Annotated in this window: 11 protein-coding genes and 2 tRNA genes; 6 read left to right on the top strand and 7 right to left on the bottom strand. The window is 67.5% G+C overall.

The features are described 5' to 3' along the window. From G6016_RS00260 to G6016_RS00270, 3 genes are all read right to left on the bottom strand, one after another. The coding region (locus tag G6016_RS00260; protein ID WP_182630715.1) for an FUSC family protein at positions 1 to 719 on the bottom strand (719 nt) is incomplete at its 3' end. Between the two features lie 248 nt (positions 720 to 967). Then, positions 968 to 1,756 carry an FUSC family membrane protein gene (locus G6016_RS00265; protein ID WP_182630716.1) on the bottom strand — a complete coding sequence of 263 codons (789 nt, stop codon included), beginning with the start codon at positions 1,754 to 1,756 and terminating at the stop codon, positions 968 to 970. Positions 1,757 to 2,173: 417 nt separating this feature from the next. Beyond that, positions 2,174 to 2,246, bottom strand: a tRNA-Lys gene (locus G6016_RS00270). Between the two features lie 228 nt (positions 2,247 to 2,474). Between G6016_RS00270 and G6016_RS00275 the strand changes: the two genes are divergently transcribed. Continuing rightward, positions 2,475 to 3,710: an Ig-like domain-containing protein gene (locus tag G6016_RS00275; RefSeq protein ID WP_182630717.1), complete on the top strand. Its 1,236-nt coding sequence runs from the start codon at positions 2,475 to 2,477 to the stop codon at positions 3,708 to 3,710. Between the two features lie 3 nt (positions 3,711 to 3,713). Then, positions 3,714 to 3,938 (top strand): hypothetical protein, encoded by a 225-nt coding sequence (locus G6016_RS00280; protein WP_182630718.1) that lies wholly within the window; start codon positions 3,714 to 3,716, stop codon positions 3,936 to 3,938. Positions 3,939 to 4,011: 73 nt separating this feature from the next. Here the strand turns inward: G6016_RS00280 and G6016_RS00285 are convergent, their stop codons facing one another. Beyond that, positions 4,012 to 5,271 (bottom strand): cation:proton antiporter domain-containing protein, encoded by a 1,260-nt coding sequence (locus tag G6016_RS00285; RefSeq protein ID WP_241729613.1) that lies wholly within the window; start codon positions 5,269 to 5,271, stop codon positions 4,012 to 4,014. Positions 5,272 to 5,374: 103 nt separating this feature from the next. Between G6016_RS00285 and G6016_RS00290 the strand changes: the two genes are divergently transcribed. From G6016_RS00290 to G6016_RS00300, 3 genes are all read left to right on the top strand, one after another. Then, on the top strand, positions 5,375 to 6,376 hold the full coding sequence (locus G6016_RS00290) for a DUF2804 domain-containing protein (RefSeq protein WP_182630720.1): 1,002 nt from the start codon (positions 5,375 to 5,377) through the stop codon (positions 6,374 to 6,376). A 341-nt stretch (positions 6,377 to 6,717) separates the two neighbouring features. Beyond that, positions 6,718 to 9,294: a YhgE/Pip domain-containing protein gene (locus tag G6016_RS00295; protein WP_182630721.1), complete on the top strand. Its 2,577-nt coding sequence runs from the start codon at positions 6,718 to 6,720 to the stop codon at positions 9,292 to 9,294. Continuing rightward, positions 9,291 to 11,486, top strand: coding sequence for a YhgE/Pip family protein (locus G6016_RS00300; RefSeq protein ID WP_182630722.1), 2,196 nt, complete (start codon positions 9,291 to 9,293; stop codon positions 11,484 to 11,486). The genes G6016_RS00295 and G6016_RS00300 overlap by 4 nt, the downstream gene beginning before the upstream one ends. Positions 11,487 to 11,699: 213 nt before the next feature. Here G6016_RS00300 and G6016_RS00305 read toward each other — a convergent pair. Both G6016_RS00305 and orn read right to left on the bottom strand, forming a co-directional pair. Continuing rightward, positions 11,700 to 11,772, bottom strand: a tRNA-His gene (locus G6016_RS00305). A gap of 73 nt (positions 11,773 to 11,845) precedes the next feature. Next, positions 11,846 to 12,523 carry an oligoribonuclease gene (gene orn, locus G6016_RS00310; RefSeq protein WP_182630723.1) on the bottom strand — a complete coding sequence of 226 codons (678 nt, stop codon included), beginning with the start codon at positions 12,521 to 12,523 and terminating at the stop codon, positions 11,846 to 11,848. A 96-nt stretch (positions 12,524 to 12,619) separates the two neighbouring features. On the opposite strand from orn, the gene G6016_RS00315 reads away from it, so the two are divergent. Next, positions 12,620 to 14,236 (top strand): helicase HerA-like domain-containing protein, encoded by a 1,617-nt coding sequence (locus G6016_RS00315; protein ID WP_182630724.1) that lies wholly within the window; start codon positions 12,620 to 12,622, stop codon positions 14,234 to 14,236. 220 nt (positions 14,237 to 14,456) lie between these two features. On the opposite strand, the gene cmrA is transcribed toward G6016_RS00315, so the two are convergent. Next, positions 14,457 to 15,275 carry a mycolate reductase gene (cmrA, locus tag G6016_RS00320; protein ID WP_182630725.1) on the bottom strand — a complete coding sequence of 273 codons (819 nt, stop codon included), beginning with the start codon at positions 15,273 to 15,275 and terminating at the stop codon, positions 14,457 to 14,459. Positions 15,276 to 15,580 lie beyond the last annotated feature (305 nt).

Below are 15,580 nucleotides of genomic sequence, written 5' to 3' on the forward strand. Positions count from 1 at the left end.
GCGTACGAGGTCACGGCGTCGGCGAGCCGGTCCGCCGCCGAGACCGCGGGGATCCACGCCGCCGCGGTGCGTCCGCCCACCCCGGGTTCCGCGAGCGCCCGACGTAGGCGGAATTGGAGGTCGGCGAGGGCGCGATAGGACGCGCGGCGCGCGGCCACAAGATCTAGATGACGACGACGAGACCGACCGTCCACGTCGGGAATCGGCTGCGAGGCCAGCCGCAGGTGCTCGGCGATGCGGTCCATGGCTGTGGCGAAGCTGTTCGCGATCCAGACCCGGCGGCTGTGCGGCCAGATCAGATAACCGAAGACCAGTACCACCAGGCCGCCCACGATCGTGGCCCCGATGCGCTGCACGCTGAAGTTCGCGGTCTCGTCGCCCGGCTGGATGACGTCCACGAGCAGGATGACCGCCGGGGCGATCGCGACGGCCTGTAGCGCGTAGGACCGCATCATGAAGTACGGGACGCAGGCCGACAGGAGCCCGATCGCCACGCCGATCGCCCACCCCTTGGGCACGAGAAAGAGGATCACGGTCGCGATCACCGCGCCGACCGCCGTCCCGACTACCCGCAGCACCGCCCGGGAGAACACCGAGCCGAAGTCGGGTTTCATCACCAGACAGACCGTCAGAGGGACCCAGAACCAGTGGCTGAACGGAAAATACATCTTGGCGCCCACCGCGATCCCGTAGGCCAGTGACAGTCGGCAGGCGGCCATCAGGACCTCGTTGCTGAAGGCGGACGTCAGCAGCGGCTCGTGGGCTCGCTGGGAACGCGACGTTCCGCGGTGGGAAGCCCTGTGGTCGGCCGGGCGGATTCTGCTCGAGTGGGGGCTCACGCGGGGGCCTGAGCGGGAGACCGACCGTGGGTCCGCCGGCCGGTTCAGGGCCAGGGCGAGCTGGTCGACACTGCGGCCGAGCATCCCGTCGGCGTATGGTCCGGGGGTTGATGGTGGTGTCGTCGTCGTCACATATTTTGGTCAGTCCGGGACGTTACGCCGGGCGCCGACGTGGACCCGTGGGGCGTTGCATTATCGCCGTTCTTCCCGCGATCCTTCCCGCGGCAGCGCAGGCCCGTGGCCTCGACCTCGGCGGCCAGCACGGCGAGGTGATCCGCGGCCACCGACGCCGCCACGGGATCGGTCCCGGCCACCAGGAACGCCTGGGTCCGATCCGCGGCGGTGAGCGCCTGGCCGTCCAGTACCCACACCCGCGTCGACCAGGAGGGCCGGGCGGTGAGCTCGGCAGCCCGACCGACCGCCGCTTGGTAGGCCCCGGTCGCGCGGCGTCGGGCCTCGGTGGTGCGGTCCCCACCGTCGGCGAGGTCGGACGTCCTGGCCGCGGCGAGATCGGCCAGGGCCTGCAGCAATGACACGGTGACGATCCGCTGCGGACGGCGGGGATTGATCAGCATCTCCGCCGCCAACAGCGCGGCATAGAAGAGCGCGCCGACGACGTACAGCCCGATCGCGGTCCACCAGTTGACATGTGGAACTCCCATCGCGATGGCGGCGACCAGCAGGAACTGCATACCTCCCACCGAGAACGCGGGTCCCGGGCCGGCGATCGCGCCCGCGATGAACGCGACCACCGCGGCGAGGACCATGAGCGCCGGCAGCGGCAGATTCTGGGCGAACCCGAGGAGATATCCTGCCGCCGCGATGGGGGTGGAGACGGCGATGATGAGGAAGTTCAGGCGATAAGTGCCCTCGCGCTCGCCCGCCGCCAACAGGAGCGCGGCCAGGCCCACCCACATTCCGTCAGCGTGTGACCGAGCAGGGCGCCGAGCACGAACGGTAGTCCGACGGAGACGCCGGAGCGGATCGTGTGGCCGACGGGCACGCGCGCGGGGGCCACGTGCGCGACGGCGCGGATCCAGTCGGCGGGAGCGCGGGGGACCGGGACGGTCAGAGGGGTTGGAGTGGGCGGAGTGGGCGGGCCGGTCAAGGGGAACAACCTCCTGAGGGTCGGCCTCACCCTATTCCCGGCGGCGAACCGGCGCGCATAAATGGAAACTCACGTCGGTGGGGCGGTGGCCGGGGTCGTTTGGGGTCGTGCGGAGCCTGCCGGGGTCGCCCGGCGTGCCTGCGGCGGGGGTGGCGCAGGCACGGCAGGGAGGCGGCAGAAAACCCCGGCCACCTGAACGTGCTGGTGACCGGGGTTTTCCGGATTGTGCGCCATCAGGGACTCGAACCCCGAACCCGCTGATTAAGAGTCAGCTGCTCTGCCAATTGAGCTAATGGCGCTGGTCTTGCGTGGTGCCCCGCGTCCTGCGGTGCGAGAAGAACAGTAACAGGGCCGCCAGCGAATCACGAAATCGCCTGCTCAGGGGGGCTGGCCGGAAAATGGTTGATAGGGCACCCTTTATTGTTTCGATATGGAACACCAGGGTTTTCCCAGGCATAATGACCCGGAGACATCCCCTTCGGCCGTGGCCATGGGCGGGGGGAAGCAACATCGGAAGGGGCCATCAAGTGAACCTGCGTACAACGGATCGGACGGGGCGGCGGTCGACGTGGGCCCGGTCCAAGGGTCGGCTCGCGCTGGCCGCCGTGTTCGCCGGAACCCTTGTGCTCACCGGGTGCACCATCGGCGACGGCGGTTCGGGCAACGGCGAGCAGGCGGCCGAGGCTCCGGCCGAGCCGGCCGCCGAGATCGACGTGTCGGTCGCTGACGGCTCCCTCGACGCCAATCCGGCCGAACCGATCGTTCTCACCGCCGAGAACGGGAAGCTCGACACCGTCGTGATGAAGAACCCGGAGGGCGTCGAGGTTCAGGGTGAGTTCAACCCCGAGTCCACCGAGTGGCGGACCACCGAGGAGCTCGGCTACGGCAAGCAGTACACGCTCGAGTCCACCGCCACGGACGAGGCGGGCCTGGTGACCCGCAGCAATTCCACCTTCAGCACCCTGACGCCCGAGATCATGACCGCCGCCTACCTCACGGTGGGCGAGGGCGAGGTCGTGGGCATCGGGCAGCCGGTGGCGATCATGTTCGACGAGCCGATCGCGGACCGCCATGCGGCCCAGGAGAACATCCACATCACCACCACCCCCGAGGTGGAGGGCGCGTTCTATTGGGTCTCCAACCAGGAGGTGCGCTGGCGCCCGCAGGAGTACTGGGAGCCCGGCACCGAGGTCGACGTGCACGTGGACATCTATGGCGAGGACATGGGTGGGGGCATGTACGGCCAGGAGGACAACCAGGCCACCTTCACGATCGGCGACGCCGTGATCTCGCGGGTCGACGACTCGACCAAGCAGATCGTGATCGAGCGCAACGGCGAGGTCATCAAGACCATGCCCACCTCGATGGGTAAGGCCGCGACCCCGACCCCCAACGGCACCTACGTCATCGGCGAGAAGCACGCGTCGATGATCATGGACTCCTCTACCTACGGCGTGGCCGTGGACTCGGCGGACGGCTACCGCACCCCGGTCCAGTACGCCACGCGCATGTCCTACAGCGGCATCTTCATCCACGCCGCGCCGTGGTCGGTGTGGGCGCAGGGCAGCCAGAACACGAGCCACGGCTGCCTCAATGTCACCACCGCCGACGCCAAGTGGTTCTACGACAATGCCAAGCGAGGCGACATCTTCGAGGTCTCCGGCACCGTCGGCGGTACCCTGCCCGGCTGGGACGGTCTCGGCGACTGGAACGTCCCGTGGGAGACCTGGAAGGCCGGCAACGCCGACCAGGGTGCTGCCTGACCGATGGATTCCACCCGGCTCGGGATGTGGATCGCCATTGGCGTCGCACTAGGGGTGTCCCTCGGTGCTGCGTTCGGCAACGTCGGCCTGGGCGTGGCGTTCGGTCCCATGATCGGCATCCTGATCTGGGTGATCGAGTCCGCCTGGCGGAAACGCTCCGGCGGGGCGGACCGCCGCGCCGGCCTCGGGGATGACCCCGTCGATCCCACCGAAGGTTCCTTCGACTGACCTCAGCGGACATCGGCGCGGTCCCGGCTGGCCTGCGGCTCGACAGCGCCGGGCCCGGTTGCCACTGGCCCGGCTAGCTCTCCGTCCGGTCGGCCCCGGCCCGGCTGGCTCCGGCCCGTTCGGCCGCTCGCCGGTCAGCCCGGCGGAAGAGCACTCGCCCGGGTGCCGCGGTGACGCCATGGGTGACGGTGCTGGCCGCCACGATCAGCGTGCCCAGCCCCAACAGCACGGGGTCCGGGCCCGCCCTGGACGCCTCCTCGGTCAGATAGAACACCGCCGCGACGCCGACGGGGCCGAACCAGCCGAGAAATGCGGCGTTGTGCGCACGCAGCCCCAACGGCCGCATGAGCGCGAAGATCACGGGTGGGCGCCGGAGCACCAGAACGGCGACGGTCAGCCCGACCGCAGTCCACCCGAGCTGACCCCACTGCTCCCAGGGCAGCATCGCGCCGAAGGCGATGAAGAACGGCAGGACGGCGAACTGGTTGACCGCCTCGTCGATCTCCACCTCGACCCGCCGCTCCTCACCGGCGCTGGTGCGGTTGAAGGCGAGACCGGCGACGAACGCCGCGAACACGCCGTTGACGCTGATCAAGCCCGAGACGCCGAGCACCAGGAGTGTCAACAGCAGGGTGAACATGAGCACGGGGCCGTTCTCGACGCTGTGGTGGCGTTCGGAGAAATGCAGCGCCTTGGCGGCGGACACCCCGGCGACGACGCCCACCACGAGGGCGCCGATGATCTGCCACCCGATCTCCGAGGCGGCCGATCCCGCGGTCAGCGGGGTCGCCACCACCAGCGCGACGAGGACCAGCGGCAGGGCCAGTCCGTCGTTGGCGCCCGACTCCAGGGACAGCAATTGCCGGTCCTGCTCAGGGAGGTCCTTCTCGGCGTCGTCGCCGGTGACGGCACTGGAGGCCAGGACCGGGTCGGTGGGACAGATCGCCGTCCCCAGCAGCAGGGCCGCCGCGAGCGGGAGTCCGACGGTCCACATGGCCAGGCCGGTGGAGATCAGTGCCATTGCGGGTAAGGCCACGACGAGCAGCAGGGTCAGCTTCTTCCAGTGCTGCCGGATCGCGGAGAAGGGGTAGCGCAGCGCCACGCCCATGACGGAGATGCCCAGCAGGATCTCCGCGCCGGTGTGGAGGGTGGACTGGTCGCGGACGATGTCGGGCAGGTCCAGCACGCCAGTGACTGCCGGCCCCAGAATCACACCCGCGACGAGCGCGATCAGGGGTTCGGATACGGGCCAGCGGTGAATGCGCGCCGACAGGGCGACGATCACCACCCCGAGCGCACCGACGGCGGCGAGCAACAGGTCAAGTGTGGACAACGGCCCTCCTGGCTGGGTCGGATCACCCGCACCATAGGCACGGCCAGGTCGTTGTGCATCCGGCTCCCGCACGTCGGGGGCGCGGGCCTGCAAGAGTGATCGCATGACCGTCGAGCGCGAGATCACCGCCATCACCGACCTTGCCCACGGCCGCCGCCTCAACCCGGCAGCCGTGGGCTGGTCCCGTTCACCGGTGTTCCGGACCGCGATCTCGGGTTGGGGCCGTACCAAGCGGTGGGAGTACTGGGGGGTCGTCACCGAGCACTTCGTGGTGGGACTGACCGTCGCCGGGCTCGATTACCTCGCCAACTGCGCCGTGTATGTGCTGGACCGCGCCACGGGCGTGGAGACGGTGCGTAGCGGGATCACGCCGTTCGGCGCGCCGGGCTTCAGCGATGTGCCGGGCGACGGAACGATCCACGCCGCAGCGGGACCCGGGTCGTCGCGGGTGGAAATAAAGATTGACGACGACGACAACGCCGCCGACCGCATCACCTCGATCAGTGTGCGGGCGACGGGACTTCAGGTGGATCTGGCGGTTCGTCGGCAGGATCACGACAGTCTCGGGGTGGTCGTGCCCTGGGGCGAGAAGCGGTTCCAGTACACGCTCAAGGACCTGGCCAATCCGGTCACGGGCACGGTGACCCTCGACGGGGCGGTTCGCGACCTGGGGCCGGGCTGGGCCGTGCTGGACCGGGGACGCGGCCGGTGGCGGTACTCGAACGTCTGGAACTGGGGCGCGGGCAGCGGCGTGGTGGACGGCTCCACGCGCGCGATCCAGGTGGGCGGCAAGTGGACCGACGGCACCGCGTGCACGGAGAACGGGATCCTCGTGGACGGCCGGATGCACAAGATCGGCGAGGACCTCCGCTGGAGCTACGACGTGCTCGACCGGGCCGGGCCATGGCGAGTCCAGGGGGAGCGGTTGGACGCCACCCTCACGCCGTTCCACCAGCGGCGCGACCTCACCGAGCTCGGAGTGCTGGCGGTCAAGACCTGGCAGGCCTTCGGCGTCTGGAGCGGTAGCGGGGTCCTGGACGATGGCACATCTGTCTCGTTGGACGGGCTGGTCGGCTGGGCGGAGGAGTCCCGCAACCGCTGGTAGGGCAGTCGCCGACGGCAGCTGGGATCGGCTCCTGAGAGCCGGTTTAACCGGCGGTTTCAATTCGCCCCCACGCGATCGTGTCGGTGAAAGTCGCGGGGTTGCTTGCGGAATCCCGATATTTCGACATGGTGCAGGGCAACATCGAATCCGGGGTGGGGTCGCCTCGTTAATGGGTGTTCGTCAGAGCGACCGAGTACGCTAAGCAGGAATTAATCCTATGGGTGAGATCACGTCTGTCCTGGGATTGTGTTGCGGCCCCGGTGACAGGTGAGTCACCTGGGCCGTCCGTTCGCGCTGTGCTCAGCGTGGATCGAGCTTGAGTGACAGTGAAGGGGAGGTACATGCGTAACGCCTTCAAGGTGCTTCGTCGCGACCTCACGCGCATCCGTCGGGCGCCGAAGTCGTGGGCGATCATCATCGGCCTACTCGTGTTGCCCTCCCTGTATGCCTGGGTCAACATCATCGCGTTCTGGGACCCGTACGGTAACGCCGATCACATCAAGGTGGCCATCGTCAACCAGGACGAGGGCGCGAGCACGGAGCTCACCGGTGAGGTCAACGTCGGCGAGCAGGTGGTTGATCAGCTCAAGACCAACGACCAGCTCGGCTGGCAGTTCATGGATCATGATGCCGCGATGGACGCCGTCAGATCCGGTGAGAGCTACGCCGCGATCGTCATGCCGCCGGACTTCTCCAAAGACCTGTTGACGATCATGACCGGCGATTTCATCCAGCCGGAGTTGGAGTACTACACCAACGAGAAGGCGAACGCGATCGCCCCCAAGATCACCGAGGTCGGAGCGTCGACCCTGGATACGCAGATCAACTCGAACTTCGCCGCGACCGTCGCCCAGACGATCGCGGAGCAGGCGGAGAAGGCGGGGGTCGACACGGGGGATTGGCTGATCGACTCCCGCAACGAGACGCTGTCGGCGTTGGATCAGGCTCTGGCGACGGTGCAGGCCACCCGCATGAGCCTGACCGAACTGGGGGACGCGCTCGGGCCCGGGAAGGACGCCATCGGCGATGCCAAGAGCGCCCTGCAGCGCGTGGATTCCGCGATGGACGATGTCTCCGCTGCCGCGACCGATGCGCAAGCACTGGTCAACGAGGTTCAGCGGGACCTGGTCGGTTTCTCGGAGAACCTGTCGGATGCCTATGTCTCCGGCGCATCTAACCTCACCAGCGCGACCTCGCGCCTGAACGAGAGCGTCGGGCAGGTCTCCGCCGGCGCTGACGCAGCCCGCACCGCCCTGTCGTCCGCGCAGCGTGACGTGCAGGCGGTCATAGCCGCCAACGAGGCACTGCTGGCCACCTTGCGCCCGGTCGCGGCCGCGATTCCCGCCGGGGTTCCGGCAAAGGCCCAGGCCGAGCAGGTGATCAGCGACCTGGAGGCGCAGACCGCCCGCGACCGCGAACTTCTCGCAGCACTCGACGCCGCGCACGCCGGGGTGTCCACCATCTCGGGGCAGACGGCCGCGGCCTCCGAGGCGGTGCGCGCCGTCGAGAGGTCGTCGGCGGGACTGCACGCCCTGCTGGCCGATGCGTTCCCGGGCCTCAACCAGTCCATGGCGTCGCTGTCCGCGAGCGTGGGCGCCCTGACCACCGCACTGGATTCACAGCAGACGCTCGTCGGCGAAGCCGTGGACCTGCTCACCGAGCTCGAGTCGCTTCTCGACGAGACCGGCACGGCCGTGTCCTCGCTCGACGGCAATCTCGGGGACATCCAATCGGACCTGAACACCCTGCAGACGGACCTGGACGCGATCAGTGCGGCGGACATCTGGAACCAGGTGAGCCTGCTGACCGACCTTGATCCCGAGTCGATCGCCGCGTTCATGGGTGGGCCGGTCACGGTGCACGAGAACGACCTCTTCCCGGTTCCGGCATATGGGTCGTCGATGGCGCCGCTGTTCACCAACCTGTCCCTGTGGATCGCCGGCTTCGTGCTGATGGTGCTGTTCAAGCTGGAGGTCGACACCGAGGATGTCGAGGGACTGACCGTCAGGCAGGCCTACTTCGGTCGTTGGTTGCTGTTCGCGGTGATGAACATCATCCAGGCACTGCTGGTGAGCATCGGCAACGTCCTGATCGGTGTGCAGACGGCGAACGCGGTCGTGTTCGTGGTGACATGCGTCTTCATCGGACTCGTCTATATGTCGATCATCTATGCCCTGTCGGTGTCATTCGGCTATATCGGTAAGGGCATCGCGGTGCTGCTGGTGATCATGCAGATCCCGGGTGCCTCCGGCATCTATCCGATCGAGATGATGCCGGAGTTCTTCCGGGCGCTGTTCCCGTTCTTCCCGTTCACCTACGGGATCGATGCACTCCGCGAGACCATCGGCGGCTTCTACCACCTGTACTACTTCAAGTACCTGGCCGTTCTCCTCCTCTTCGCCGCGCTGGCCTTCTTCCTGGGGCTCCTCCTGCGGCAACGCCTGGGGAACTTCTCGCGACTGTTCAACACCAAGTTGGCCAGCACCGGGCTGTTCCTCAGCGAGGACGTGCAAACCCTGGGGTCGCGTCGTCGCCTGACGCAGCTCGTGCAGGCCCTGACGGACAAGGAGAAGCTCCGCGAGGTCAACGCCAAGCGCCGGCACTGGCTCGATGCCAACCACAAGACCGTGCAGCGCGGTGCGGTGCTCATCGGGCTCATCGGAACCGCGGTGCTGTGCGCCATCGGTTTGGTGTTCCCGGACGCCAAGGCCACCGTGCTCGGCATCTGGGGTCTGCTGGTCCTGCTCGTGATGGGTGCGATCGTCGCGATCGAGTACATCAACCAGAGCGTCATGTTCGGTACCGAAGTTCTCGATCTCCCCGAGGACGAGGTGAGGCTGGTGCTGGCGGCGGAAGAAGCAGCCATCCGACCCGATGCACGACTTGACCAGCTCGAGAAGCGGGGGCAGCACGCGTGAACAACGTCTTCACCCTGATTCGTCAGGACTTCAAGCAGGCCATCAGCAATCCGATCTCGGTGATCGTGCTGGTCGGAGTCGTACTGATCCCGTCGTTTTTCGCGTGGTTCAACGTTCTCTCGAGCTGGAAGCCGTTCGACAATGTCGACAACCTCAAGGTCGCGGTCGCCAGCTCCGACGAGGGGTACGAGAGTCCGCTGTTCCCCATGCGGATCAATGTCGGCGACACGGTGGTGTCACAGTTGCGGGCCAACAGTGACATCGACTGGCAGTTCGTCTCCGAAGAGGAAGCCGTGGACGGCACCAAGTCGGAGGAGTACTACGCGGCGATCGTGCTGCCCGCCGATTTCAGCCAGAAGATGCTGACCTTCATCTCCCCGGGTGCGACGCCGGTGGAGATCGACCTCTACGTCAACGAGAAGAAGAACGCTCTCTCATCGCTGATCACCGGTGAAGCCGCCACAGATGTGTCGACTCAGATCAACACGAGCTTCACGCAGACACTCGACGAGGTCGGACTGGCCCTGGTGTCGTCCCTGTCCACGTACCTCGAGGACTCCGACGCACAGGCGACCCTGGATCGCATGGAGTCCGAAGTCGGCAACATCTCGGCGCAACTGAGCTCCGGGGCGACTACCGCCGAGTCCTTCGCCGTGGTGCTCTCGTCTGCCGACTCCCTCCTGGCCAGCGCGGACTCGCTCGCCTCGTCCACCTCGGAGGCGGTCCGAGACACCTCCGGGGCGATCGGCGAGGGCGCCGAGGCCGTGAACTCCGCGCAGGGCGTCCTCGGGTCGGCGGCGAATCAGCTGTCCAATGCCTTCGCCATGAGTGCCCAGAGCTTTGAGACCCTCCGCGCGGAGGTCAATCGGATCCTCGGTCCCGGAGCGACGGGCCAGCAGACCGGAAACGGTCTTTCGCAGGCCTCCGACGGGGTGTCCCAGCAGATCACCGCCTACTCCGGCATGCGTGATCAGTTGCGGAGCCAGGCATCGACCCCCGGCCTCGACCCGGTGACGCGGGATGCGATGAACCTGCTCGCAGACCGGCTCGACGCCGTCGTGGATCGCCAGCAGGCTCTCGAGCAGCGTCTCGACGCGGCCGCCTCGCCCGCGTCGCAGGGCGGGCTCGATCGAGGCGCCGCCCGCCAGGGGATCCTGCAGGACGTGGACGCCGCACAGGCCGCCATCAACGGGGCCCGTGACCAGTACACGAACAGCCTGCGCCCGAAGCTGGAGCAGCTGGGGACCGACCTGCGCGCGGTGGGAACAGAATTCGCCGGGATCGGACAGGACCTGCAGGCGGCCGAGCAGTCGTTGGCCGCGGGCGGGGGAGCGCTGTCCCAGGGGCTGTCGGACGGGGAGACCGCACTGCGGTTGCTCGCGAGCGACCTGCGCGACTCCTCGGACACCTTCAGCGAGCTCGAGGACGCCCTGCAGCGGGCCGCCGAGACCGGCGACATGAGCGAGATCACCGAGATCATCGGCTCGGATCCGTCGAAGTTCGCCGCCGAGCTCGCCTCACCGGTGGCGCTCAATACGATCCCGGTGTTCAAGGTCGACAACTTCGGCTCCCAGATGGCGCCGCTGTACACGGTCCTCGGACTCTGGGTGGGCGCGCTGCTTCTGTCCGTGCTCATCCGCACGGAGATCGACCGGGATTCCCTGCCGCCGTCGGCGCGTTCCCTCAAGCCGTGGCAGGAGTACTTCGGTCGCTACCCGATCTTCGGTGGACTGGCCCTGATGCAGAGCACGATCCTCTTCGTGGGTCTCATCGGCTTCGTCGGTGTCCGTCCCGCACACCCGTTCCTGCTGATCCTTGCCGGCTGGGTGATGTCGTTCGTCTTCTCACTGATCACGTACACACTCGTATTGACCCTGGGCGAGGCGGGTAAGGCGGTCGGCGTGCTCCTGCTCGTCGTCCAGATCTCGGCGGGTGGGGGAGCGTATCCGCTGTCGGTGCTGCCGCAGTGGTTCCAGAACATCAGTCCGTTCGTCCCCGTGTCCCACGCGACCACAGCGGTGCGTGCGGCTATCGGCGGAATCTACGACGCCGACTACTGGAAGGCACTGGGCTGGCTGCTGCTGTTCACAGTGCCGTTCCTGTTCCTCGGACTGGTTCTCCGCCGGGGTGTCCGGAAGTTCAACGACGATCTCAACTCGTCGCTGGAGGGCACCAAGCTCATGAGCGTGTGACCGCTGGGTAGAACGGTGGCCTGACAGGTGGGCGCTGGTAAAGACACATGTGCGGTGTCGGATTCGCAAGAGTCCGACACCGCACGTTTTTTTGCGGGCATGTTCAACGATGCCCCGCGGACTCAACTCGGGAGGGCGAGCACGAAAAGGGGCGAGGCCCACATCCGATCGGAGTCGATGCTCTGACCGAGGATGTGGGCCTCGCCCTCTCGGGGTGGCTGACGGGACTCGAACCCGCGACAACCAGAATCACAATCTGGTGCTCTACCAGCTGAACTACAGCCACCATTGCCGCCCTCGCGGACAGCGCCCACGACTTTACCTCCTCGCGCCCCGGGCGAGAAATCGGGCCGCCGGGATCAGTCCAGCGGGGGCAGGTCGGCGGCAGCCTGGGTGACCTCGTCGGTGGTGGGGCCGGGCTGAGCCACGAATGCGGTGGCGCGGTAGTACTGCAGCTCGCGGATCGACTCCTTGATGTCCGCCAGGGCGCGGTGCGACATGCCCTTCTCGGGCTGACCGAAGTAGATGCGCGGGTACCACCGCTTGCACAGTTCCTTGATGGAGCTGACGTCGATCATCCGGTAGTGCAGGTACGAGTTAAGGTCCGGCATATCGCGGGCGATGAACGCGCGATCGGTGGCGATCGAGTTGCCGGCCAGGGGCGCGGACCCACCCACGGGCACCCACTCGCGGATGTACTCCAGCACCGCCTTCTCGGCCTCGGCCAGCGTCACGGTGGAGGTGCGGATCTCCTCGGTCAGACCGGATGAGGCATGCATGTCCCGGACGACGGGCAGCATGGCGTCGAGCTTGGCATCGGGGGCATGAATGACGATGTCCACGCCCTCGCCGAGGATGTTCAATTCGGAGTCGGTCACCAGCGCCGCGATCTCGACCAGCGCATCGGAGTTCGTCTCCAGTCCGGTCATCTCGCAGTCGATCCAGACGATCCGATCGTTCTTGGACTCCTGGTGGGGAGTCGGTGTGGACGTGGAAGACGGTGAGGACGCGGGGGCGGCGGGGGTCGGCTCTGGCATTATTCGACTATATCGCCGACCACCGACACCACGCCCTACTGCCGAAACCCGCTCGACACCGACACTCTCACCGCAGACCACAAAGGAGCGCAGCGCATGACCCAGACCGACGCACAGCAGAAGATCGCCGCCGGCTACGCGACCGACTCGCCCGCGATCACTCTCGGCTCGGTGATGGTCGACGGCACGGCCGACCCCACGGCCCGGGTGGCGCTGCCCCTGTCGATGGTGAACCGCCACGGCCTGATCGCCGGCGCGACAGGAACAGGGAAGACCAAGACGATCCAGCTGCTGGTGGAACAACTGTCGGGAAATGGTGTCCCCGTCGTCGTCGCCGATATCAAGGGTGATGTGTCCGGCCTCGCCGCGCCAGGTCAGGTCAACCCCAAGGTCACCGACCGCGCCGCGCGCACGGGTGTCGAGTGGGAGGCCCAGGCCTTCCCCGTGGAGTTCGTCTCGCTGGGCACCGGCGGGATCGGCGTGCCGGTCCGTGCGACGATCACCGACTTCGGGCCCATCCTGCTGTCCAAGGTGCTCGGCCTCAACGCGACCCAGGAGTCGACGCTCGGCCTGATCTTCTACTGGGCCGACCAGCAGGGGCTGGAGCTGTTCGACCTCAAGGACCTTCGCGCGGTGATTTCGCACCTGACCAGCGACGAGGGCAAGGACGACCTCGAGGGCATCGGCGGCGTCTCCAAGGCCACGGCGGGCGTGATCCTGCGCGCGCTGGTGACTCTCGAATCGCAGGGCGGCGACACGTTCTTCGGCGACCCCGCCCTCGACCCGGCCGACCTCATGCGCACCCGCGACGGCCGCGGCGTGGTGACCGCCATCGAGCTCGGCGACCAGGCCTCCCGTCCGGCGCTGTTCTCGACGTTCCTCATGTGGATCCTCGCCGAGTTGTTCCAGGAGCTGCCCGAGAAGGGCGACGTGGACAAGCCCGAGCTGGTGTTCGTCTTTGACGAGGCGCACCTGCTGTTCAACGGCGCGTCCAAGGCGTTCGGAGAGCAGGTCGTGCAGACCGTCAAACTCATCCGCTCCAAGGGTGTGGGCGTGTACTTCTGCTCGCAGCAGCCCACCGATATCCCGTCGGAGGTGCTCTCGCAGCTCGGCGCGCGCGTCCAGCACGCCCTGCGCGCGTTCACACCGGAGGATCAGGCGGCGCTGTCCAAGACCGTCAAGACGTACCCGAAGTCGGACGTGTACGACATCGCCTCGGCGCTGACCTCGCTGGGCACGGGTGAGGCGCTGGTGACGGTGCTGTCCGAGCGCGGGGCGCCGACTCCGGTGGCGTGGACGCTCATGGCGCCGCCGCGCTCGCTCATGAACACGATCGGCGAGGAGGCCGTGACCGAGCAGGCGCGCGCGTCGGAGCTGTTCGCCAAGTACGGCGAGACCGTGGATCCGGTGTCCGCGTACGAGAAGCTGGAGCAGAAGGCCACCGCTGCGGAGCAGGGGCAGGTGGATGCCGAGGAGGCGGCGCGGCAGGCGGACCAGGCGCGGGAGGAGTCGCGGGAGCAGGCGCGTGGTGGCGCTGGTAGCGCGGCCGGCGGCGCCGGCGGTGGTGACGGTCAGGGTGGCGACGACGACGAGGGGTTCATCGCCAAGTCCCTGAGCAATCCCGCGGTTCGCAGCTTCATGCGTTCTGCCGCGTCGGCGGCGGGCCGGGAGATCACGCGCAGCCTCTTCGGGACCCGACGGCGCCGGCGCTGAGGCGGGTTGAGGCGGGTTGAGGCGGGCTGAGGCGCGCGTTGGCTGGCGGCTGATTCTGTGCGGCTATTCCGCGCTTCATCGGCCGCCAGTGCGTGCTGCAAGCCTGTCTTGAGTCAGTTCGCCCGCCCGAAGACGATACGCCTGCACGATTGCGCAGGTCTTTCGCCTTCGGAAATGTCAGCTGTAATTCGGCAGGTCATCCAGCCCGAGGCCGGCTCGCTCAGTTCTCGGCCTGCCCCTCGCCGAGCTTGGCGTAGAAGCGGCCCACGATGGGGGCCATGATCCCGCGAGGCGTGTAGTTGCCGGCCACCGACATGGCCTGGCTCAGCGGGCCGGGCACCACGCGCATCTTGTTGCGGGCCAGGGCGTCCAGCGAGATGCGGGCGGTGTAGGCGGTGTCCACCCAAAGTCGGTCGGGGACGATCCGGTCGACGAAGGTCTTGTCCTCCTCGGCGATCTCCTCGGTGCGCACGGGCCCGGGCGCGAGCAGGGTCACGGCCACGCCGGTGCCCTTGAGTTCGCCGCGCAGTGACTCGGAGAAGGTGTTGAGGAAGGCCTTGGATGCGGCGTAGGTGGCGTTGTTGGGGATCGGCATGTTGCCGGCCGCGGAACCCACGTTGAGGATCGCGCCACTTCCGCGCGAGGTCATGCCCGGGAGGACCGCCAGCACGAGGTCGTGGCAGGCGACAGCGTTGACCTGAACCTGGTGCTTCTCGTACTGCGGGTCGAGCGCGGCGATGGGCCCGAAGGTCGCGATGCCGGCGTTATTGCACAGGATCGAGATCTCCCGCCCGGCCAGCTCGTCGAGCAGCGGCTGCCGCGCAGCGGGGTCGGCGAGGTCGCAGGCCCGCACCTCGACGGTCACGCTGAACTCGGATTCGAGTCGCGTTTTCAGCTCGGCCAGGACCTCTTCGCGTCGCGCCACCACGATCAGCGAGTGTCCGCGCCGCGCGAGCTCGGTGGCCAGGGCCATGCCGATCCCGGACGAGGCTCCGGTGACGACGGCGCGGTTCGACGCGGTGGGCAGGGGGAGCGGCATGGTGCGTCCTCGGGTCTCGGTGGTGTATCTCGTTCGTGCCGGTTGGCCGTGTGGGCTCCCGGGTCGTTCCTGAGGGTACCGGTGCCGTCGGCGGGAGTCGCCCAGTGTGTAACCGGGAGGCACAAGGACAACACATCGGACGACGACCACACCGAAGCGAGCGACCTCAGTCGGCCGAGGCTGAGGCTGGCAATACGTCTATCGCTCCGCGCGGATTACGGCCCCGGTCATGGGTATGCGGGGCCGCGGTGGACCCGAGGCTGACCGATTTCGCCCAGAGGGATCGGCCCGGGAAGTCCTTGTGC

The sequence above is a fragment of the Dietzia aerolata genome, from assembly GCF_014144865.1.
Classification (GTDB): domain Bacteria; phylum Actinomycetota; class Actinomycetes; order Mycobacteriales; family Mycobacteriaceae; genus Dietzia; species Dietzia aerolata.

Coding starts and splice junctions, on each gene's coding strand:
- G6016_RS00265 (WP_182630716.1), bottom strand. CDS start 1,756: ATGTGGGTGGGCCTGGCCGCGCTCCTGTTGGCGGCGGGCGAGCGCGAG.
- G6016_RS00280 (WP_182630718.1), top strand. CDS start 3,714: ATGGATTCCACCCGGCTCGGGATGTGGATCGCCATTGGCGTCGCACTA.
- G6016_RS00290 (WP_182630720.1), top strand. CDS start 5,375: ATGACCGTCGAGCGCGAGATCACCGCCATCACCGACCTTGCCCACGGC.
- G6016_RS00295 (WP_182630721.1), top strand. CDS start 6,718: ATGCGTAACGCCTTCAAGGTGCTTCGTCGCGACCTCACGCGCATCCGT.
- orn (WP_182630723.1), bottom strand. CDS start 12,523: ATGCCAGAGCCGACCCCCGCCGCCCCCGCGTCCTCACCGTCTTCCACG.
- G6016_RS00315 (WP_182630724.1), top strand. CDS start 12,620: ATGACCCAGACCGACGCACAGCAGAAGATCGCCGCCGGCTACGCGACC.
- cmrA (WP_182630725.1), bottom strand. CDS start 15,275: ATGCCGCTCCCCCTGCCCACCGCGTCGAACCGCGCCGTCGTCACCGGA.